Annotated in this window: 15 protein-coding genes and 2 pseudogenes; 10 read left to right on the top strand and 7 right to left on the bottom strand. The window is 44.3% G+C overall.

Annotated features, from left to right (window positions below; translation table 11 throughout):
* Position 1 precedes the first annotated feature (1 nt).
* Complete coding sequence (gene fruB / locus L4C34_RS03835; RefSeq protein ID WP_428788026.1) at positions 2–1,132, bottom strand: fused PTS fructose transporter subunit IIA/HPr protein; 1,131 nt, start codon at positions 1,130–1,132, stop codon at positions 2–4.
* A 308-nt stretch (positions 1,133–1,440) separates the two neighbouring features.
* Here fruB and cra point away from each other — a divergent pair, with 308 nt between their 5' ends.
* The 4 genes and pseudogenes from cra to L4C34_RS03815 form a co-directional block, all read left to right on the top strand.
* Positions 1,441–2,433 carry a catabolite repressor/activator gene (gene cra, locus L4C34_RS03830; protein WP_428788025.1) on the top strand — a complete coding sequence of 331 codons (993 nt, stop codon included), beginning with the start codon at positions 1,441–1,443 and terminating at the stop codon, positions 2,431–2,433.
* A gap of 292 nt (positions 2,434–2,725) precedes the next feature.
* On the top strand, positions 2,726–3,142 hold the full coding sequence (locus L4C34_RS03825) for a hypothetical protein (protein WP_428788024.1): 417 nt from the start codon (positions 2,726–2,728) through the stop codon (positions 3,140–3,142).
* A gap of 484 nt (positions 3,143–3,626) precedes the next feature.
* Complete coding sequence (locus tag L4C34_RS03820) at positions 3,627–4,028, top strand: hypothetical protein (RefSeq protein WP_428788023.1); 402 nt, start codon at positions 3,627–3,629, stop codon at positions 4,026–4,028.
* A 174-nt stretch (positions 4,029–4,202) separates the two neighbouring features.
* Positions 4,203–4,289: pseudogene (locus L4C34_RS03815) on the top strand (IS1 family transposase); the annotation flags it as partial.
* A gap of 183 nt (positions 4,290–4,472) precedes the next feature.
* On the opposite strand, the gene L4C34_RS03810 reads toward L4C34_RS03815, so the two are convergent.
* The 4 genes and pseudogenes from L4C34_RS03810 to L4C34_RS03795 all read right to left on the bottom strand — a co-directional run bounded on the left by L4C34_RS03810 (position 4,473) and on the right by L4C34_RS03795 (position 8,734).
* Entirely contained in the window at positions 4,473–5,216 is a 744-nt protein-coding gene (locus L4C34_RS03810) for a substrate-binding periplasmic protein (protein ID WP_428788022.1), read from the bottom strand.
* Between the two features lie 88 nt (positions 5,217–5,304).
* Positions 5,305–5,494, bottom strand: a pseudogene (locus L4C34_RS03805) (IS3-like element ISVpa4 family transposase); the annotation flags it as partial.
* A gap of 337 nt (positions 5,495–5,831) precedes the next feature.
* On the bottom strand, positions 5,832–6,206 hold the full coding sequence (locus L4C34_RS03800) for a hypothetical protein (RefSeq protein WP_428788021.1): 375 nt from the start codon (positions 6,204–6,206) through the stop codon (positions 5,832–5,834).
* Between the two features lie 215 nt (positions 6,207–6,421).
* Positions 6,422–8,734, bottom strand: coding sequence for a methyl-accepting chemotaxis protein (locus L4C34_RS03795; RefSeq protein ID WP_428788020.1), 2,313 nt, complete (start codon positions 8,732–8,734; stop codon positions 6,422–6,424).
* A 562-nt stretch (positions 8,735–9,296) separates the two neighbouring features.
* On the opposite strand from L4C34_RS03795, the gene recQ reads away from it, so the two are divergent.
* Together recQ and L4C34_RS03785 are read left to right on the top strand one after the other, a co-directional pair.
* Positions 9,297–11,447, top strand: coding sequence for a DNA helicase RecQ (gene recQ, locus L4C34_RS03790; RefSeq protein ID WP_428788019.1), 2,151 nt, complete (start codon positions 9,297–9,299; stop codon positions 11,445–11,447).
* 526 nt (positions 11,448–11,973) lie between these two features.
* A complete protein-coding gene (locus L4C34_RS03785; RefSeq protein ID WP_428788018.1) occupies positions 11,974–12,306 on the top strand; it encodes a PBPRA1643 family SWIM/SEC-C metal-binding motif protein in 333 nt (110 codons plus the stop codon).
* A gap of 268 nt (positions 12,307–12,574) precedes the next feature.
* Here the strand turns inward: L4C34_RS03785 and L4C34_RS03780 are convergent, their stop codons facing one another.
* Positions 12,575–14,230 (bottom strand): P-loop domain-containing protein, encoded by a 1,656-nt coding sequence (locus L4C34_RS03780; RefSeq protein ID WP_428788017.1) that lies wholly within the window; start codon positions 14,228–14,230, stop codon positions 12,575–12,577.
* A 152-nt stretch (positions 14,231–14,382) separates the two neighbouring features.
* Positions 14,383–14,985, bottom strand: coding sequence for a multifunctional acyl-CoA thioesterase I/protease I/lysophospholipase L1 (gene tesA / locus L4C34_RS03775; RefSeq protein WP_428788016.1), 603 nt, complete (start codon positions 14,983–14,985; stop codon positions 14,383–14,385).
* Here tesA and L4C34_RS03770 point away from each other — a divergent pair.
* From L4C34_RS03770 to L4C34_RS03755, 4 genes are all read left to right on the top strand, one after another.
* Entirely contained in the window at positions 14,984–15,658 is a 675-nt protein-coding gene (locus tag L4C34_RS03770) for an ABC transporter ATP-binding protein (protein ID WP_428788015.1), read from the top strand. The genes tesA and L4C34_RS03770 overlap by 2 nt on opposite strands.
* On the top strand, positions 15,655–18,093 hold the full coding sequence (locus tag L4C34_RS03765; protein ID WP_428788014.1) for an ABC transporter permease: 2,439 nt from the start codon (positions 15,655–15,657) through the stop codon (positions 18,091–18,093). Before L4C34_RS03770 ends, L4C34_RS03765 begins: the two co-directional genes overlap by 4 nt.
* A gap of 184 nt (positions 18,094–18,277) precedes the next feature.
* The gene (locus L4C34_RS03760) at positions 18,278–18,667 is read left to right on the top strand and encodes a response regulator (protein WP_428788013.1); all 390 of its coding nucleotides are present in this window, start codon (positions 18,278–18,280) and stop codon (positions 18,665–18,667) included.
* Positions 18,668–19,403: 736 nt separating this feature from the next.
* The gene (locus L4C34_RS03755; RefSeq protein WP_428788012.1) at positions 19,404–20,834 is read left to right on the top strand and encodes an FAD-dependent oxidoreductase; all 1,431 of its coding nucleotides are present in this window, start codon (positions 19,404–19,406) and stop codon (positions 20,832–20,834) included.
* The last annotated feature ends 19 nt before the right edge of the window (positions 20,835–20,853 follow it).

The raw sequence follows: 20,853 nt of genomic DNA, 5'->3' as shown, positions 1-20,853 counted from the left end.
CTTACTTTTCGCCTAAACCTGCTTCAATCGCAGAGCCAATGGATTGCAATGCTTGAGAGGCATCGGGACCTTGCGCAGTAAACTTAAGTTGGTGACCATGTTTCACGCCGAGTCCAATCACTTTCATTAGACTCTTTGCGTTAACGGTTTTGCTTTTTACATCCAAATTTTCGACTCGTATCTCTGACTCAAATTTTTTGGCGGCGGCGACCAACATAGCGCCGGGTCTAGCATGCAACCCATGAGTGTTATTGATGGTGTACTTGGCAGTTAGCCCAGAGCTAGAAGGCGCTTGCTCATCACTTGAACTAAATAAGGCGACTAGCTCGTCTTTAGTTAGGGCAAAGAGGGTGTCTTGGGCTTCTTCAATCACTCGCTTTTCTAAAACGTTCAGTATTGAATGGTGCGCAGTATTTGCACTGGCAATGGCCATCAGTCCTTTTACTTTTTGGCCTTCTATACTGAATTCATGTGTCGCCGTCACAAATGATAGGCCAGTTTGGTGTGTACCCTCATTCGAGGCGACAAGCCAGAGTCCTTTTCCCAAATGTGTGGGTGACTTAGCGATGATATCGGCGACAAAACGCTTGTCGACGACTTGCTGGTTAGAAAGCAAGCCAGCGGCGACGGCGCTAAGTTGCAACATGTCGCTGGCCGGAAAATCTAATTGAATTAGGCCGGAATGAAACTCACAGCCCAGTTGAATACTGCCGTTTAACAGTGAAAGGATTTCGTCTGCACTAGTGGCGGATTTTAGTGCTTGCTCGACACCATCTTGCGACAAAACTTTGGTGAGCTGCTTGAGAATATCCAAATGTTCATCGGATTTAGCGGCGATACCTATAGCGAGATAAACCGTATTGCCTTGGCCCCAATCGACACCGCTAGGGTAGTGGTGGACCACCAGTCCGGTTTGTTTGACTAAGTGCCTAGTATCCGTAGTGCCATGAGGTATCGCGATTCCATTGCCCAGAAATGTTGTGTTCTGATGCTCCCTCGCGAGCATGCCATCAACATATTGTGCCTCGACAAAATCACGCTCGGCGAGATCAGCGGCAATGGCACGGATTGCCGCCATTTCGTTCTCGCTTTGTTTGCTTAAAAATACATCTTTATCGCTTAGTTGCAGCATAAAAAGCCTCATCGTTGGCACACTGGTTAGGTTAAATGCGGTACCGGTTATTGTTTTTCGGTCATTACAACCCGTTATCTCGAACCATAAAAATATTGGCTGAATCGATTCAGTATTCAGGTGAGCGGAAACTGAAAATCAGCAGCTGTAGGCTCATATCTGTTAAATACATTGAATCAAGATAACAAAAATTAAACGTGCTGAATCCTTTCAGTTGTGAGGCTGAACCGATTCAGTTTACAATGCAATCGTTTCTTAAGATCCTTGTGAAATATTTTTGATCTTCTCCACAGATTACGGGACGTAATATGACACTAGATGAAATAGCCAAGTTGGCGGGGGTTTCGAAAACCACGGCTAGCTATGTGGTGAATGGTAAGGCCCAGAAATACAGGATTAGCGCCAATACACAGAAAAAAGTGATGGACGTTGTGGACGCACATAATTATCGCCCAAACTTGGCTGCCAGCTCATTGCGTGGAGGGACTAGCCGTTCATTTGGCTTAGTTGTCCCAGATTTAGAAAACTTAAGTTATGCCCGATTATCAAAATACCTTGAGCAAAAATCACGCGCGCAAGGTTTTCAAATTTTAATCGGATGTACTGACGATGATGGAGAAACAGAGAAAAAGCTGGTCGAGACTTTGATGCATCGCAGTATTGATGCGCTGTTTGTCGCTAGCTCTCTCTCCAACGCGACGGAGTTCTATCTAAACATTCAATCGTCAGGCACACCAGTCATTGCCATTGATAGGCCGTTAGACGATGAATACTTTTCTTGTGTGATCAGTGAAGATTTCGAGGGAGCGTATCAATTAACAGAATCGTTATGTGGCGACGAAGTCTCGACGATTGGCTTGATTGGCGCTTTACCCGAATTGAACATCTCTAAAGAAAGACACAATGGTTTTTGCTCGGCAGCAAAAAAGGCGGGGATCGAAACGCAAATTGGCTATGGCGAACATTTTCACGATCAGGAAGGTAAAGCAGTATTTCAACGCTGGGTCGATAAAGAGGCCATACCGGATGCCATCGTTACGACCTCCTACACTTTGCTAGAAGGAGTGTTGGATATCTTGGTTAAAGAACCAGAATTAGCCGAGCGCATAAAAGTCGCTACCTTTGGTGACAATCGCTTGTTGGATTTCTTACCTTTTAAAGTTAACTCACTACCCCAGCAGTTTGATTTGATTTCGTCAAAAGCAGTATTAATGGCGATCAGCGCCGCTCGTAACAAACCTCAACGTATACCAGAGATTGAGTTGGTCCCAAGGAAAATCAAAATCAGGCAATCATCATAGGTACTACAGGTGTCGGCTGACAATATCGGTTGATCGATTCCAATGAAGTTTGTCGAGTTACGATAAAGTTTGATCAGTGTTTGGATGAAAAGACATTTATGCCCCTTTCCTATCCTGCTGGTGCGTACGACGAAAAGACGCCAAGCCAAGTTTCCCCCACTTGAAGTAATCCCCCTGTGGCAGGCTAGTTGTCACAGTGAGTCTACAATCTTGGGTGTAGATCGGGTTGTAATGATAAGCTATAGATTGGCTATACTAAATTTTGGAGCATGATACAACTTGGTGACGAACGATGACTCAAAGAAATATCCACGGTGAATGGGAGATCAAGTTTCAAGAGCGTATTTTAATCACAACTGTCTCTGGGGCAACTAACGAAGAAGCCGCTCATGTGTGGTTCAATGAGGTCAAACAATGCATCCTAGAATCAAAACATAAGAAGACGACTCCTTGGTGTTTTATATCAGATCTAAGAAACTGGGAAATGTCTCCAAGTGAGGTATGGGAGCCTACAAATGCAGTCTTCTCTTGGGCTTTTGATAACCAGTGTATTTTTTGGGGGTTTATTTTTTCAAAACAAATTCAGAAGTTTGCTTTAGAAAGAGGCGCATTGAGCTCTGATAAATTTCAATTTTTCTTCGGTTATGACGAAGCTTACCAAGCCTGCTTAGACAAGCTCGCTGAGGCTAAAAACCAGAAAGGCAAATAACCCACCTACCTTTAAGATTTCGAACTGTTATTGCCCCTAACTTGTTTACGATAGGGGCTCGCCTGATTATTTGTTCTAGCAATGTTCGGTACATAAACTTATTCGAACTTGGCTGCCTCTATTTAGCCGCCAAACTGGCGACGGTAACCAGAGCAAATCGGTATTTGATTAATTCTTAGAACCATCCAACTATATAGAGTCACGGATCACCAATTAGCTATACTGAAGGTCAGAATTTTTTAATGTCCGGAAGCTACGTGATGGAACAAGGAATTATTCATAGCGAATGGACAGTGGGCTTCGAAAATCATCCTTTTCTCTGTTATTTTTCCGACAAGACTTATCCTGTCTCAAGTCAGATCACTGCATAAGTGTCTCTAAGTAGAGACATACGAACACTACCATTTCTAGGCCGTATCGGGTATCTTCACCCATCCGAGCTATACTTGAAAAAGTCTTTTATCTGTTTAGTGGATGATTGAAAGTGGTTAAACGTAATCGGCATGGCCTGTACACGATAGAAAATCTCAATCAAATCATCATTACGTCCATGCATGGGTCATGGAATACCGAGACATGTACAGATTTTGGGGAAGACATTCTCTCTCACGCTGATGAAATTGGTAAAGGTGATTGGGGTTTAGCAGTAGAAATGCATGATTGGGAGTTAGGTACGCCGGAAGCGTTCGAGGTATGGAATAAATACTCGGTTAAAATGCAGTCAATCGGTATGGTTGCTCTAGCACTGGTGACCGATGACAACAAAATTAAGGAAGCGCTTGCCTCTAAGTACAATGTTAACGATTCGCCTACCCGATTAACTATTCGATTCTTTGCAGATATCGCCACAGCAATGCAGTGGGCCGAATCCCAAACTATAACGTAGGTTTCTCTTGCGGAACACTATGTCGACGATAATGAGCTCTGATCACTTTCGGGCCATGATTCGCTAATCAGACCAGTACGCTTCTCCCCCGAAATTATTTAGGATTGAGGTACTACTGACTCTCGTTTCAGCTGGTTTACAGTACCTGAATTTATCCGAATCTGGTTACCTTAGCGGACCAATCTCACTTTGCGCATTCGACTAAAAAGATTAGTGAGAAAAACCATAGGCTTCTTTAAGTCAGAAACCATGCACGACTAGGTGATTGGTACTTTCATAGAACAAGAGTATTACTAGTGATTCAACTAATTGGAGTCACGACCACCTAACTCTACTGTAACCTTTGGTTTTTTGTTGTATATGCAGAGTGTTGTGGCCGCTCTTAAGCACTTGCTCTGTGTCTCGCAGTCCCGCGGCATGACCTATGGCAAGTAGTTATTGCCGCTAAAGAGATAGTTTTTTAAAATACTCGTCAATAATTTGGTCATATTCACCAGAGCTTTTCATCTCTTTTACGATCTCATTAAAATTGGAGATATCTTCTTCAGTTACACTACCTTTTTTGGAAAAAGCGATATAGCTAGGCGTGGACTCAATTGGTGGTGTTTCAAAAAATAATTGCTCTGTAGAGTTCAATTTTGCAGAGGTGTAACGAGCCCCAAACTCATTATTAACCCAGAAATCCACTCTATTTGACTGTAACATTTGTAAGCACTGCTCGGGGGTCTTAACACGAGTAACACTTTTAAATCGTTTTTTTTCTACCATATCATCTAGCGAAGAACCGTAACTTACGTTGTTGATTAAACATAATCGTAATTGGCCAAAATTATCTTCATTCCAAGTTGCACTAGAAACCTTAGTTCTAATTGCCACGATATTCTGTTCAAAAAGCACCTGGTTGATATAGACAGCAAATGTCTCTCTCTCTGGGGTTTTAAAAGCTGTGAAAATTCCGTCAGCTTTACCAATGCGAACATATTCTATTGCTCGCCCCCAGGGTAAAACATCTATCTTGATTGGTTTGCCAAGTTTGTTAAACACGCGCTCCACTAACTCGACAGCAACGCCACTAACCTCTTTGCCTTCTTTAGTTATGTAGGGAGGGTATTCAAGGGTAACCAACTTAATTTGTGCGCTTACACAATAAGAAAGCGAACATAGGAAAAGGGCCAATATAGTTTTCATCGTTCCTCCATGTCTCTATCAATGAATCATTACGACAGTTTCTTGTAACTTTATTGATAGAAGTATAGAGCATGCAGTAGGTTATACGCGATGAATCCTTCTTAGCCAATTCATTACGGATGCGTCGGCTGCCCATAAAGAGGTATTGAAGATGGATTTCATCAATCATGCGCCGCAACTCCCACTCTTCCTTATATTTGATAGTAGGCAGTAGAGCGTGAAAGGTTAAGAAATTGACGCTTATCGCTTATCGCCGCAGCAAGGGCCACCTTAGCTTTGAATTTCAGTGAGTGCTTTCTACGTTTTCTAGTCATAATCTGCTCCAGTCTTCTGCTCATTATTACTATAGATTAACTGAATCCTGAGCAGTCCAAACCACTGAGTACCGTGTCCTAAAATTAGGGCCATTTCTGTCTACAGACAACCGGTAGCATTAATACGATTCGGTTATACATGCGCAGTAAACAAAGTAGAAGAGTCGGCCAATACTCACCTTAGTGCTCTGCGCCGACTAATAAAGGTGGAGCATTGTAAGAACTGATAAAGTGGTACTTTCTGTTCTAGGTAGTTACTCAAGAATCGAAAGTACCACTAAGAAATGAAGACACTAACCTATTACCATAGGGACTGGATAATTTCAGAGCCATGTAAAATGGTCAAATTACACTTTTCAATCCAAGCCATCATTTCACCAAATTCAGGCCACTCTCGTTTGCCTATGCGCCAGTGCTCTGCCACGCCAGCTTCACTGTCGTATATTTCAACCATTAAGAAAATTTTCCTGCCAGTTGGCACTAAATCTGGCACAAGAGGGTCTTTGAACTCTGGGCTACAGGCGACGTTATAAGATATCATTTCAAACTCGCCGCTCTGGTGATGGGTGCGTTCCATGAATTTCGCATGTTCCGCAAACAAGCGCTCGCCTTCTTCGACATCTTCAGCGTTGGCGATCACCTGCATTGCAAGCATCACGTTCCCTTTTTGAGGCATATTGGCTCCTTGATATAAACAGTGACTGAACAAGCTATTGAAGCAAACATAACTGACATAGATCACGGTAAGTTGAACACAACATGAATAATGAAATGCTGAGCTCAATACATTGAGTGTCTTTTCATTTACCCATACAAACGTTATTAGTGATCAGGATATTTCAGGCTGAGCGATTTGGCCATGTGCCAAACAATCTTCATCTCGTTGGCCTACTAATACTTAAATCGATTGATTTCTACGGTTAATGTATCAGCTTGTTCAGATAAATTTTTGATCATTTTATCGGCGTCATCTACTTGAGTTTGTACAGAAGATGTGGAATCGGCAATAGAAATAATACTGCTATTGATTTCCTCAGTGACCGATTTTTGTTCGTCTGTTGCGGAAGCGACTTGAGTATTCATATCACTGATTTCGCTTAACATCGCCATGATTTCAGAAAGCATATCGGTGTTTTTTGTACATGTTTCTACGCCTTTCTGAACTGTAGTATTCGCACTCTCAATCCCACTTGAAACGTTATTCGTTTCTGTTTGTAACGCTTCAATTTTTTTGCGAATTTCTTCAGTAGAAGATTGAGTCCTACCAGCCAGCGATCGCACTTCATCGGCAACCACGGCAAACCCTCGACCTTGCTCTCCCGCTCTCGCAGCCTCGATCGCTGCATTTAAAGCAAGTAAATTGGTTTGCTCTGCGATACCTTGAATGACATCCAGAACTTCAGCGATTGAGTGACTTTCTTTATGTAGCCTTTTTATTGCCTCAACGGAGGTCTCCATTTCCTGATCTAATTGGCTGATCTCTTTGCCTAATACTTGTCCGATACGGACGCCTTCCGTTCCAGATTGATTGGCTCGGGACACATGCTCAAAGGCTTTGTTAGCAAATTGAGATACTTCAGTGATAGAAGCCCCCATCTCATTAATTGCAGCGGCCACGGAAGTGGTTCTATTGTTTTGATCTTGCATAGAGATTCGTGTTTCCTCCATGCTGTTTGACATGTTTTTTGTATCATTGCGCAGGGTGTTAGAAGCGGATGAAAATTGTTTGAAGACGTTTTGTAGCTGTGAAAACAAAGTGTTTAGAGATGCAGATAGCTCTGTCATTTCATCTTGACCTACTTCCTCTAATCGTTGTGTTAAGTTGTTGCCTCGACTGATTTCTTTCACTTTTTCAGATGCAGCTGAGATAGGTCTAGATATATTACTGCCGACTAGGTAAGAGAGTGCGATAGAAAGAATAATGACGATAAGGATCACAACCACCACACTAGTCAGCACAGTGCGAATTAGAACTTGGGTATCGGCCATCGCTTCTTCGACATCTACTTCAGTTAGAATTGCCCAAGGTAGCCCAGCCGCATTAATTGGAGCAAAAGCTGAGAAAACATCAACATTTCTATAGTCTTGCGTGATTAATACACCTTTCTCACCCTTCAGCGCTTTTTGAGAAGTGATTGTATCGACAGGCTGTCGACCAATTGCCGAACTTTTGTCCTCAATTTGTTGAACCATGCTGGCACTTATGTTGGTAGCTTTAAGCGCGGCAAAATAATCTTCAGGTGCTTCAATTAAAAATCGAGATTGGCTGCGCAAAAGGCCATCTGGTCCAACCAGGTAAGATTCGCCACTATCGCCAAGTCCTATATCTTTCCAGTTTTCATTAAAAGTCATAATGGTATTTATTTCATCGACTGGCATCTGGAAGATGAGTATGCCAACTTTACTACCCTGATTAAAAATAGGTGTCGCTATGAAAGAAGCTGCGGCCTCGTAGGAAGGATAGTAGGGGGCAAAATCTTCTAGGTGGTACTGACCTTCACCTTTATTTACTGCCGCTAGAAATGCTTTCGATATTCCGCTTCCCTGATAAGGGCCTTTTCGCAAATTAGTCGCGAAATCCAATTCTTTGAAAACCGAATACACAACGTTTCCGTTTAAGTCGATCAAGAAAATGTCGTAATAGCCGAATGCTTCCAGAAAGTGTTTTATTGAAGCATGATAGCGTTTATGGGTATTGTCATAAGGAGTACCCAAAGTATCAGACATCAGCAAATGCTTGTCGCCTAGCGGGTTGGGGTTCAACGCAATATAGCGAGCTTGTAAAGCCTGTGCTTTGTCAGATAGTTGCTGATATTTTTGCATTGCGTCAGACGTTTGTCCGTTATTTGCCGTCTTATAGGTATTACCAAATTGCTTGGTGTAATAACTGGCAAGCTTTGATTTATCGCTGTCAGAAGCGGAATGGGTTGGGTATGAATCGAAGGTTTTCTGGAAAGCGACCATGGCTTCTTGAGTTGCCACATCTTTTGCGAGAGTTTCCAGCTGTAAACGGATTTGATTGAAATACCGCTCAATTTCACTTGATTTTATATCTCTCACTGAGATGAGTTGGTTTTTAGTTCGCTCATATAGCGCCGACTCCGACAATGTCGAGACTTTCCAGCCAATAAATGCTCCAGCAACAACCAGACCAATCAAGCAAAGCAATGTTGTAGATACTATGATTTTGGATGCAATTTTCATAATATTGTCTCTGAGTTTGCTTCTCTGCCTAAGCAGGTTTCAGAGCCAATCGACGCAGTAGATCTTTACTTTATTTTATTTTGATGTGAGGATGACATTACATATGCAATTTCTCTCCTCTTAATCATATAACAATAGTAGATATGCTTAATTATTCCTATAGCCGTCACTATGTACTGGGAATTCACTGAGCTATATTTACGTAGATCTAGGTATGGATGAGGTAAAATATTGTACAAACCTGTTGTTTCAATTGGCGATTTTACTAGTGCCTAAGTGAATTAAAAACGACGTGGTTAGGCGAATGAATGATGCGATCTAGTATCTGTCTGCTTGGCGGCAGGCATATTGAATGTCGTCCTTCTAATTCTTTGAGTTAGAAGGTAAAGTCATCGAGGTTATTGCGTCTATTCTTAACTTTTGGTAACGGTGTGATAAGTCTGTTTGAGCTGCCTAGCGGCGAGTTGCATCGTGAAACTAATAAAAACTAGAATAGGCAAGCTATAGCCGTCAATTTTCGATATCATCGAGCCCACTTATTGATTCACGATCTGACTATATCATGCGCCCAACGCCACTTAGTGTTCTCAAGACCGTTTTCGGTTATGACAATTTCCGTCATCAGCAGCAGGAAATTATCGACAGTCTCGTCGCTGGTGAAGACGTTCTGACTCTTATGCCGACTGGTGGTGGCAAGTCTCTTTGTTATCAGATCCCGGCGATTGTTCGCTCTGGAGTGGGGGTTGTTGTCTCGCCACTGATTGCCTTGATGAAAGACCAAGTCGATGCGTTGCAACAAGTCGGCGTGTCTGCGGCGTATTTGAACTCGACCCAAGATAGGTACGAGCAGATGCAGATTGAAGAAATGGTGGCGCTTGGTGAAGTGCAGCTGTTATATGTTGCTCCTGAACGCTTGATGATGGAACGTACGCTCAATTTGCTGTCGCAGTCCAAAGTTTCTCTGTTCGCTATCGATGAAGCGCACTGTGTCAGCCAGTGGGGTCATGATTTTAGACCTGAATACCAGCAGTTGTCTGTCTTGCAACGACGATTCGCAGATGTACCTAGAATTGCACTTACGGCCACGGCAGACCAACGAACTAAGCAAGAAATAATTGCTCAGCTTGGTCTAGGTGAGGCGCGTGTGTTCGTGCATAGCTTCGATAGACCGAATATACGCTATCACGTTAATGAACCGTCCAATGCGAAAAATGATCTTTGGAGTTTTATCTCTGAGCACCATCCGGAGGATGCGGGCGTTGTTTATTGCTTGTCTCGTAAAAAGGTTGAAGAAACTGCGAAGTGGCTCAGTGATCAAGGGCGTGTCGCGCTTCCATATCATGCGGGTATGCCAACTGATAAGAGAGATGAACATCAACACCGTTTTCTACGTGAAGAAGGGGTCATTATTGTCGCGACCGTGGCGTTTGGTATGGGCATTGACAAACCAGATGTCCGTTTTGTGGCACATTTGAGCTTGCCAAAAAGTATTGAATCCTATTATCAAGAGACGGGACGTGCCGGGCGAGATGGTGCTTCTGCCAACGCTTGGATGGCCTATGGAATGCAGGATATGGTGTTGCAGCGCCAAATGGTCGAAAACTCCGATGGCGGTGAGCAATACAAACAAGTACAAGTTCAGAAATTGAATGCGTTGTTGGGCTATTGCGAACTTGTCACTTGCCGAAGACAGTCGGTTCTGGCTTATTTCGGTGAGCAACAGGAACCCTGTGGTAACTGTGACAATTGCCTTTCCCCACCCAAAACGTGGGACGGAACTGAAGCCGCTCGCAAAGCGTTATCTACCGTTTACCGTTGTGATCAACGTTTTGGAGTTACTTACCTTATCAATGTTTTGCTGGGTAAATCGGATGAGCGCATTATCCGTTTTGGCCACGACAAAGTGTCGACCTTTGGTATCGGCACTGAACTGAATGCTAACCAATGGAAAGGTGTGTTTCGTCAGCTGATTGCGATGAACTATTTGACCGTTGAAGGCGAATTTAACAGTTTAAAACTCACCTCAAGCTGCCGCCCGATTTTAAAAGGTGAGCAAGCAATACAACTTAGAGAACTGCGCAAGTCGACGAGCAAAAGTAAAACTAAAGTGAAAGCTAACAAAATAGACCTCAGTGAGCTCTCTACATCCGATCTATCTTTGCTGGAGTCGCTAAAGCAATTGCGTAGCTCTTTAGCCAAAGAACAAAATGTCCCCGCGTATGTAATTTGTCATGACGCTAGCCTCAGACAGATAACCACGGTTAGGCCATCAAGTTTAAAGCAGTTGGCGGAAATCTCAGGCTTTGGTGAGAAAAAGGTGAACCAGTATGGACAACAGATCATTGAGATAGTGGCGAGCTACCCGCGCGAAGCAAAAGCATTATCATCAACAGAGACGGCCACCTTAGAGCTGTTCAACACGCACGGTTCCGTAAAAGCCGTTGCAAATGAGCGTGGCTTGGCACCCACTACTATTCTGCGCCACCTCAGTTCTGCTATCGAAATAGGTGCGTGCCAACTCGAGCAAGTTATCGCAATACCAGCAGAAGAGGTTGAACGTATAGCCCGAGCCGTGAAAGAGTTGAATGCTTTAGAAGAAAGAAAGCTAAAGCCTTTGTATGAAAGGCTGGAAGAGAGATTTGATTACGTAACGTTAAGCTGTGTGTGTGCTTATTTAACGTATCAAGGTAAGTTATCTGAGGTTGAGCTTTAGAGTGTATGGCGTATGCTCGTTGGTGTTCAGAATGGTAGATAATTTTCAACCATTGGAGCCTACGCCTTCAAGTTGAACTGGGATAATGAAAACGTACGGAAGAGTATATTAGTCATATTTTTGTCGTTGAGCCCCAGAGAGTGCCTTTAAGTATGCTTGATAGGCTTCATCGTAATCGAAATGCCGCGTAATGAGGCTAAGGTTGTCTTTTTTGAAGCCTTGCTCAATCTAATATTGGTGTAACTTTGTTGGCAGGACGCAAGCGAATAAAACACATTTATGATTGAGCATCCATTCGACGTTGCCGTTATATTTCTCCCATGCATCAAGTGCACTTGTGTACCAATCACTGACATCGACTAAAGCTACCCAGCTCGCGTATCACCATATTGCGATGAGTACTGTCACTACAGCTCTACCGCAAGTTCACTACAGCATGGATAGCCAAGTAACGCTTTATCATTTCACAATGACGCGTATAATCCACGCTCACTTTAAACTATACCTACAACCCAAGAGTCCCTGCATGTCAAAAATGTTTTTTAAAGGCCGAATCGAAACAAGGCAGAACCACGTAAAGTCTGGCTATAATGTAAATCGTGATGTGAAAGCTGGGACCGCTGAAGCGCCAATTTCAGTGACCGTGTCTTCGGATAACCGCAAGAAAGAGATTGAGCGCGTAGTAGAAGAGAACAACATCATTGCGAATATTGTCGTAGATACGACTCAAGAAGAGAACATCGTTGAGCTAGATACACTGCTTAACAAACCCACAACGACCATATCTGAGAAAACACCTAACAGAAATGACCCTTGTAGCTGTGGCAGTGGCAAGAAATATAAAAAATGTTGCGGATAAGTATAAATACCAACGCCCAGCAGTAAAGCCTCATTGAGCACTTGGTAATCTGAAGTCTTGCGAATGTTAGGATAAAGCTGGGTAGGCACAGCATTGTGATCATTGATCTAAATGGTGTTGTGTTACAGAGTTAGCTTGTCGGACCGCAGGATTTTTCTGGGGATATCATTATCCACTCCCAACATTATTTTAGGCGCTCTCTTTGAGGCCCTATCGCTAGATCTTAATTTCTAACGTAGGGCCCTTAGTTCAAATCGAATTAATCAAATTAATCCGCGCGGCGAAAACGCGATTTACGCATTCGGTTTAGCGCTGCCATCACATCAAGAGTTCTTGGCTTAGCGGCATCGACGTGTTTTGGTAGCGTGTCGAACCAATCCCCAGATAACACTTTCTCAACGTCTGCGACAGGGTTGCTTGACCAACCCGGTTGCTGGGCGAGCTGGAACCATGTCCAACCGATGGCGTTGGTTTCTGAATAAGATTCTAGTTGCGCGAGCGCAGAAAGATCAGTGGACTCTTTACCAAAGCGCAGTGTATGGCGCTCTCGAGCGGTGATCCTGAACTTACCTTCTGCCAGAAGTGCTTGTAGCGACGAGCAATCAAATTCACGCTGCGGTAGCGCTTTCAGCACAGTTTCATTTTCGCTGGAGCGCTGACTTGGGTGAGTAGCAACCACTTGCTGTGCGTTTTCTGTTACATCTAATGCTTGGTAGTTGTGCATTTGAATGACAGTGTCCGCAACATCAAGGTAATCGCCTGAACCGCCCATAACGATCATGGTCGAAACACCTAGGGTTTCGCTGAGTTCAACGACGCGATCGACCAAAGGAGTGATTGGCTCTTGCTCTTTGCCAACCAGCGCCTGCATGCGCTCGTCGCGAATCATAAAGTTGGTTGCTGAGGTATCTTCATCAATCAATAGGGTAGAAGCGCCGGCTTCTAGAGATTCTTGTAGCCATGCTGCTTGCGACGTTGAACCAGAAGCGTCTTGTGTGGAGAAGTTGTCCGTTTCATTGCCTGATGGCAGGTGATTGATGTAGTTAGATAGGTTTAAATTGTGCACACAGCGGCCATCTTCGGCACGAATTTTCATCGCTTGCTCATCACACACCACATACTCACGGCCATCACCGATAATGTGATTGTAGATGGCACGTTCTATGGCGTGCAATAGTGTCGATTTACCGTGGAAACCACCACCGACGATTAAGGTGATGCCTTTTTTAATGCCCAATCCGCGGATAGCGCCTTTGTGTGGCACGGTCAGCTCAACGGCTAGGTTTTCCGGTGCGGCAAATTCAATCGCTTCTTTCATTGGTTTATCGCTAGCGCCTGAAAGCCGTGGTAAAACACTTCCATCAGCAACAAACGCGACTAAATCGTGTTGTGCGAGTTGGCTGCGTAAACTTTGCTGATCTTCAAATAGTTCACAGTGCTGAATCATGGCGTCTTTATCGAGTTCTCGTTCGATGGTTGCACGGCGAATAAATTTCGGTAGGTGGAAGGTCAACAGGTTAAGGGCGCGTTTAGCAAGAATTTGTCGTCCATCAGCGGGCATATCGACGGTAAAACGCAGTTCGATTCCTTCTTCTGTGAACAGCACAGAAGTAGCATCGAGCACGACTTGGCCAGTCGTCATGATATTGATAGCGTTTTCTTGCTTGGCAAAATGTTCGAAGCTACGAGCGATAAAATCGCGAGCGGCGATTTGGTAATCTTCTGATTGCTCACGTAGCCAGTCTAGGTCAGTTAATGGCCAAGGGCGCAACGCACGAACGCGTGAATCGGGTGCATAGGGATCAGCTTGCATTTGGTCGATAAACAAAGTGAAATCGCCAAAATCGAAGCGACCTTTAATTCGCTGGTAGGCTCGGTAGTTTTGCTTTTCGAGCTTTTTGAGGTTGGCAGTTAACTGATCCATTATGTATTTTTCACTTTTATCGACAATTGAGGCAGGGATTATAGAAATCGACTGAGTGAGAGTAAAGGGAACAGGCACATTAGTTGCGTATTAATCATCTGCAGTTTGAATGGTTTCCCTTTCATCTTCTCTTGCCAAAGTAAAAAACTGCATTATTCCAAATAGTTGACGATATTTTTAGTGACAAAGGTAGCTATCCAAGGCTGCGCGGCTTGTTTGGGGTGCAGGCCATCGGGTTTCATCCATTCTGGCCTCACGATCACTCCTTCGAGAAAAAATGGAATTAATGGCACTTGTTGCTGCTTGGCGAGCTGAGGGTAAAGGTCGGAAAAGCTTTGTGTATAACGCTTTCCGTAATTGGGTAGAATCTGAATTTGCATCAGCAGCGGTTTGGCGCCGGAGAGGCGAATTTGTTCAATGATCTCGGTTAGATTCTTCTCCACTATGTTCACGGGAAAGCCACGTAGGCCATCATTCGCCCCAAGCTCAATGAGCACCCAGTTCGGGTTGTGCTGTTGCAATAAACTGGGTAAGCGCGCGAGCCCGTTCCCTGAGGTGTCCCCTGAAATGCTGGCATTGATGACCTCAACCGCTTTTCCTCGCTGTTTTAACGTATTTGGTAACAAACTTGGCCAAGCTTTCTCTATCGGCATTTGATATCCCGCACTTAAACTGTCTCCTAGAATGAGTAGAGTAGTAGCACTGGCTTGAGCAGAAAAAAGTAAGATCAGGACAAGGGAGAGTCTTCGTATCATGAGAACATCCATTATTAAGGCGATGTCATTAACAAAAATAGTGTCGACTAATCAGGAACAATTAACAATCTTGACTGATGTAAATTTAGACATCAGCGATGGAGAAAGTGTGGCTATCGTTGGTGCATCAGGTGCGGGTAAGTCCACTTTAATGACACTTTTGGCGGGGTTAGACACACCGAGTTCGGGAGAAATCACGTTACTTGGTCAGCCAGTGAGCGAGTTGGATGAAGAAAAACGCGCTGCGATCAGAGCTCAATCGATTGGTTTTGTGTTTCAGAGCTTTATGTTGATCCCCAGTTTAACTGCTCTTGAAAACGTAACTTTGCCTTGTTTGCTAAAAGGAGATAAGGAAGACCGGCAGCGAGCTGAACTTTTATTAGCCTCAGTTGGCCTCTCTCATCGAATGGATCATTTACCCAGCCAACTTTCGGGCGGCGAACAACAAAGAGTCGCTCTGGCGCGCGCGTTCATGATTCAGCCCAAAGTACTTTTTGCCGATGAGCCGACAGGGAACTTGGATCAGCAGACGGCCGCGACAGTCATTGATATCTTGTTTGAGCTCAACCATCATCACAACACCACTTTGGTCATGGTGACTCACGACGTGTCACTGGCTGAACGATGTGATCGCGTGCTGCACATGACGGCTGGTCGAATGGAGGATTCATGATGTCGAGCCGAACAGGGTTTCAGACCATGCTTGCTTGGAGTTGGAAAGAAATCGTGCATGGGCAGCTGTGGCCAGTGACGGTGTCACTGACTCTGATTGTCGCCTCAATATTTGCGTTAACTGCGATGGCAGAGAGACTGGAGCAGGTCGTTGTCAAAAAAGGCAAAGAAGCCCTGTCTGCCGATAGTGTCTTTATTTCGGCTAATCCACCGCCTAAAGCGCTGATGAAACCTTTAATTCAAAACAACCTTGAACGTGCGGTGTTAACTCGCTTTAACACTATGGCGTTTAGTTCAACGGACATGCAGTTGGTGACGGTCAAAGCGGTAGACTCTGCTTACCCCTTGTTAGGACAACTTAAATTGGATCAGGGTGAACGCCAATTGCATCACGTGTCTGCTGGTGAATTATGGCTCGAACCACGAGTGATGGAGAGGCTGAACGTCGCAGCGGGCGATACCTTGTCTATCGGTGATGCGGATTTTACGGTGTCCGGTCAAATTACCGATGAACCCGGGCTGAGTTTTAATCCATTCCAGCAAATGCCAACCGTGATTATTCACCAATCAGACATTACCAAAACGGGTGCTATCCAAACTGGCAGCCGAGTTCGCTATAGTGTCTTCTTTGCAGGAGATAATGCACTGATTGATAAGCTGAAACAAACGATTCCGATTCAGGCGAGCGACCGTTGGCGTGATACTAGCACTCAGAGCAGAACCAACGAAATATTTCAACGAACTGAGCAATATCTATCGTTAACGGTTGCGATTGTCGTGATCATGGCCGCAACTACCCTAGTGTTGACTTGTCAGCACTATGTCGCTTCTCGCAACAAAACGGTTGCGATGCTAAAAAGTCTTGGTGCGAGCAAACGTTGGATAGCGACTTGGCTGAGTATTCAAATTTTGATCCTGTTTATTGGGGCGCTGGTAGCGGGTATTTTTATTGGTATCGTGATCGAATATCTTCTTAGGATCCCAATCAAAGAGATTTTACCTGACGCACTACCAAGCTATGGATGGAAACCTGCAATCTGGGCAAGTGTAAGTAGTTTCTTGATTGCGTTGCCGTCTCTGGGTATTCCACTGCTGAGGTTACTCAATGTAAGTGCAGCCGAAGCGATACAACCACAGGCAACAAAACGTATAACGCCTGCTTCGCTATTGTTGATTGCCTGTCCACTGGTTGCACTGATTGCGGTGTATCATTCCAATCTTCTTGTCTGGGTAGTATTGGCGGGGATCGTCGGGCTGTTTTTTGTTCTTGGTGCAGTGAGTATGTTGCTGAGCGTTTTTCTGGCCAAGTTACCGCTTAGTGTCTCGTTTCGCTTGGCGTTTAATCGTATGAATCGCTCTCGGTTGGTTACATGTATTCAGTTTGCCGCGCTCGCTTTATCGCTGATGATGCTGGGTGTTATTTGGTTGGTGAGGACCGATTTGTTGGCAGACTGGAATCGAGTGTTACCCAAAAATGCGCCCAATGCGTTTGCTTTTAATATTTCTCCATATGAACTCAAACCTTACTTAGAGACTTTAGATGGTGCGGGTCTTGAACGCTCTCCTGCTTACCCAATCATACGTGGACGTTTGGTGGCCATTAATGGCGTGGATGCGAAGAACCTAACCTACGACAAAGACAGCACCGATGCATTGCGCAGAGAACTGAATTTTACGTGGGCGACGCATAATCCTAGTTACAACAAGCTTCTTGTGGGAAAGTGGACTGAAAAGGACGGTGTGTCGGTGGAGTCTGAGGTGGCCAACAGCCTCGGTATTCAAATCGGCGATCAACTTACGTTCTCTATCAACAGTCAAGACTTTAACGCTAAAGTAAACAGTATTCGCCAAGTCGAATGGCGAGATATGAAACCCAACTTTTATTTTATCTTTACGCCCGATGTATTGGAGAATGTGCCTATGTCTTGGTTGGTGAGTTTTCGCATTGGCGCACAGGACGACCCGTTTATTAACCGTTTGTCTAGGCAGCACCCAACGGTGAGCCTGATGGATATTCGAGTCATGGGAGAAAAGATTCGGCAATTACTCAGTCAAATAGTACTGGCGATAACGGGGTTGGCAAGTTTAGGCGTGATTGCGGGGATCTTATTGATTTACACCTTGCTCAAACTTAGCCTTTCAACACGTCACGAAGAGATTCGCTTATATCGAACCTTAGGGGCTAGTCGAAAGCGAGTCCAACGAACATTGTGGGCGGAATTCGGTATCTTAGGGCTTATTTCTGGGCTAGTCGCAACATTGGCCACTGAGTTGGTTGTCTATGGAGTCATGCGTATTGGTTTTGAAATAACCCCTTCACTTCACTACGCTTTTTGGTTGTCTTTACCACTGATGACGATATCCGTATTGTTTTTAGTGATTTATGGTCAGTTAAATAGGCTGCTGGTGCCACACAGTAAGCAATATGGCAGCTGATTTTCGGCGAATTATCGATTGCCTGATATATCGAGGCTTCGTATCAGGGCTTACAATCAAATACTTACAATCAAGAGCTTACTAGCCAGTTGCGTCACAACTTTGAACAGTACACTTGCATAGTCTATATTATTATCAAATAAGCAATCACGCTCATAAGTGATGCACGTTGGCGAGGTAGGGTATGAAAAAGAAAGTATTAGTGATAGATGACTCAGAGTTATGTTTAGCGGTGATAGACGCGCTCATCCGAGAAAGTCATTTGTCTGACTTGGTAGCAATAACTTGTTGCCAAGATCCCATAGCAGCCAAAGATATGTTGGCGAAAAAGCCGTTTGATCTTGTGATCACCGACTTAGTCATGCCGAACATTGACGGCTATGAAATGATAACCAAAGCCAGAGAAGTCGGGGCAATGCCCATCATCGCAGTGTCATCGGGCTATGGGATAGGTGACGAGACATCAGTACTAGATGAGGCGAAAATATTGGGAGCGGACGAAACTTTAATCAAGAACCGCTTGCAGCAGGATCTTATTCATACTATTGATAAATACATTAGGGTCGCAGCCTAAGCGGCGAATGAGCGGCAGTTCGGTGGCGGGGCGAATACTCCCGCTACCCGATTCTTCTTCTTCAACAATAATTCTTTGCTAAGCAACTTTTTCCAATATAGCTAAATTTATGTAACGTAGCGAACAGCGATAGCAATTGGCAAACTCTTGTCTTGCTAGCCACTTCACTGCCTTCTTCACATTCACGAGTGCTGCAGTTAAGTAAAAAGTCTCCCTCTACTTTCTGTGACCCTTTTCGTTACTTTGCTTGGCAAGCTGCACGATAAAATTAAGTTTGGCTGAATCATTGTGTCTCTTAGCCCATAATTGTGTCTCTGAACCCATACACATGGGTAGATTAATGGCCTTACATCGAGTGGTTTACCATGCACGCATAGTGTGGCAGCAGGGTAAAGTGCCAAGATACTCAACAAGTTTATGCGCAACAGTCTAAATGGAATTGGGATAACTTTATCCAGTTATCCACAAAATCGGTGGATAAAGTTTTGGATAACTTGGCCTGTAGATAACTTGGTGTTTCGATAACCCTAGTATTTATGCCGTCTTGGCATTGTTTGGCACTACTGCCATATCGAGATAGATTTACACAAATTATCAGTCAAGTTTTTTTTAAACTTTTTGTTCCATTCGTGAGTGTAAAACGGGTGTTAATCCATGAAAAAAATGTGATTTAAATCATTATGTAGACGGTTTACAATGGGGACGTGTTTAGCGCTTAAGATCGTAATAATTGCTGATGAAAGTTACGGATTCAAAACCGACCTATGCCATTGTCGGAGCTGGTGTTGCTGGAGCCACAGCGGCGCTGCATTTAGCAGAACTTGGTGCAAAGGTATTACTTATTGAAAAAGGACCAAGTCTTGTCAATGGTCCGCCTATCTGCCATTTGCATGCTGGTGGTAATTTATATCGAGAGATTTCCCAAGAGCAGTGTATCGAGTTGCTTGAACAGTCGATCGAGACAGTTCGCTTATTTCCCCATACGTTAAATAAAAGACCGACTGTTATTGCGGTTCCCCATAGTGATCCGGGTCTACCCGAAGATTTAGTGGAACGTTTGCAAGTGATCTCGAATTGCTATCGGCATTTGGTGGAGCAAGATGAACGCAATCGTGTATTAGGCGATCCTGATTGTTACTACAAACTCTATTCTAAGCAGCAGTTGGCCCAACTTTCTATCTGTCAGCAACCGGACAACCCGAGCAGTGTTGACGATTGGGTAATTCCATTTGCTCAGCACAGTGATCTAGACCAGCTTAAATACCCCGTAGCCGTCGTTCAAGAATATGGCTGGAGTGTATTTCGACTTGCTGCGAGTGTTTCTTTAGCGCTAGATGCATTACCCAATTGTCAGGTTTATACACAAACGGCATTACGCAGTGTTGAAGAGTGTGGAAGTGGTTGGGCGCTACAATGCGAGAGTGACCAAGGGAAGCACAATCGGTTTTACGCTGACTTTCTTATTAATGCTTGTGGATATGAGACTGGCAAGCTTGACGATTGGGCGAACAAACCTCGTCAACGTTTGGTTGAATTTAAAGCCGCCTATGTCACGCATTGGCCAGATTGTGATCAGCAATGGCCTGAAGTGGTCTTCCATGGCCCTCGCGGCACTGAAAATGGTATGGCTCAGCTGACTCCGTATCCAAATGGAGTGTTTCAGTTACACGGTATGACAGAAGGGATCACCTTGTTTCCTGATGGATTAGTGGCCTCTAACGAAGTGTCATCACAGCCTGAATTACCTTTGAGGCTGGCGAATAAAATAGAAAAGGGCTGGCAGAACGATCAGATCATCGAGCGTTCAGCTCAAGCCGTGCGTCACCTTAGCCAATATATGCCGAGTTACTCTACTGCGGTCGGGGTAAGCAAGCCGTTGTTTGGTGCTCAGCAAATTCCTGGTGACAATGTCACTTTAAGATCAGCAGATGTCACTTTTGCCGAACAAAACTATGCACGTATAGAAGTGGTGAAAGGCTCTTCGGCATTGCAAGCGGCCAAACATATCGCCAGTCGATGGTTAACTTCTGATCGAGTCACTCCCACTGAGATTGAGTCAATACATCCAGTTACCCTGTCACTAAAGGCGAGTGATGTTGAAAAGAAAGCGCGAGCACTTGCCGTCGAGCGTGGCTATCCCGCCGAGCTCGCGTTAGCTATCGATTAATACATACGTCCAAGACGTT

Source organism: Vibrio profundum (assembly GCF_050337555.1).
GTDB lineage: Bacteria > Pseudomonadota > Gammaproteobacteria > Enterobacterales > Vibrionaceae > Vibrio > Vibrio profundum.
Note: the sequence above shows the minus strand (reverse complement) of the source record. Positions and strands in the feature narration are given on the sequence as shown.

What these genes read in the sequence shown, in the direction of transcription:
- recQ (WP_428788019.1), top strand. Translation starts at nt 9,297, where the DNA reads ATGCGCCCAACGCCACTTAGTGTTCTCAAGACCGTTTTCGGTTATGAC.
- cra (WP_428788025.1), top strand. Translation starts at nt 1,441, where the DNA reads ATGACACTAGATGAAATAGCCAAGTTGGCGGGGGTTTCGAAAACCACG.
- L4C34_RS03765 (WP_428788014.1), top strand. Translation starts at nt 15,655, where the DNA reads ATGATGTCGAGCCGAACAGGGTTTCAGACCATGCTTGCTTGGAGTTGG.
- L4C34_RS03785 (WP_428788018.1), top strand. Translation starts at nt 11,974, where the DNA reads ATGTCAAAAATGTTTTTTAAAGGCCGAATCGAAACAAGGCAGAACCAC.
- L4C34_RS03795 (WP_428788020.1), bottom strand. Translation starts at nt 8,734, where the DNA reads ATGAAAATTGCATCCAAAATCATAGTATCTACAACATTGCTTTGCTTG.
- tesA (WP_428788016.1), bottom strand. Translation starts at nt 14,985, where the DNA reads ATGATACGAAGACTCTCCCTTGTCCTGATCTTACTTTTTTCTGCTCAA.
- L4C34_RS03760 (WP_428788013.1), top strand. Translation starts at nt 18,278, where the DNA reads ATGAAAAAGAAAGTATTAGTGATAGATGACTCAGAGTTATGTTTAGCG.
- L4C34_RS03770 (WP_428788015.1), top strand. Translation starts at nt 14,984, where the DNA reads ATGAGAACATCCATTATTAAGGCGATGTCATTAACAAAAATAGTGTCG.
- fruB (WP_428788026.1), bottom strand. Translation starts at nt 1,132, where the DNA reads ATGCTGCAACTAAGCGATAAAGATGTATTTTTAAGCAAACAAAGCGAG.
- L4C34_RS03825 (WP_428788024.1), top strand. Translation starts at nt 2,726, where the DNA reads ATGACTCAAAGAAATATCCACGGTGAATGGGAGATCAAGTTTCAAGAG.
- L4C34_RS03810 (WP_428788022.1), bottom strand. Translation starts at nt 5,216, where the DNA reads ATGAAAACTATATTGGCCCTTTTCCTATGTTCGCTTTCTTATTGTGTA.
- L4C34_RS03780 (WP_428788017.1), bottom strand. Translation starts at nt 14,230, where the DNA reads ATGGATCAGTTAACTGCCAACCTCAAAAAGCTCGAAAAGCAAAACTAC.
- L4C34_RS03755 (WP_428788012.1), top strand. Translation starts at nt 19,404, where the DNA reads ATGAAAGTTACGGATTCAAAACCGACCTATGCCATTGTCGGAGCTGGT.
- L4C34_RS03800 (WP_428788021.1), bottom strand. Translation starts at nt 6,206, where the DNA reads ATGCCTCAAAAAGGGAACGTGATGCTTGCAATGCAGGTGATCGCCAAC.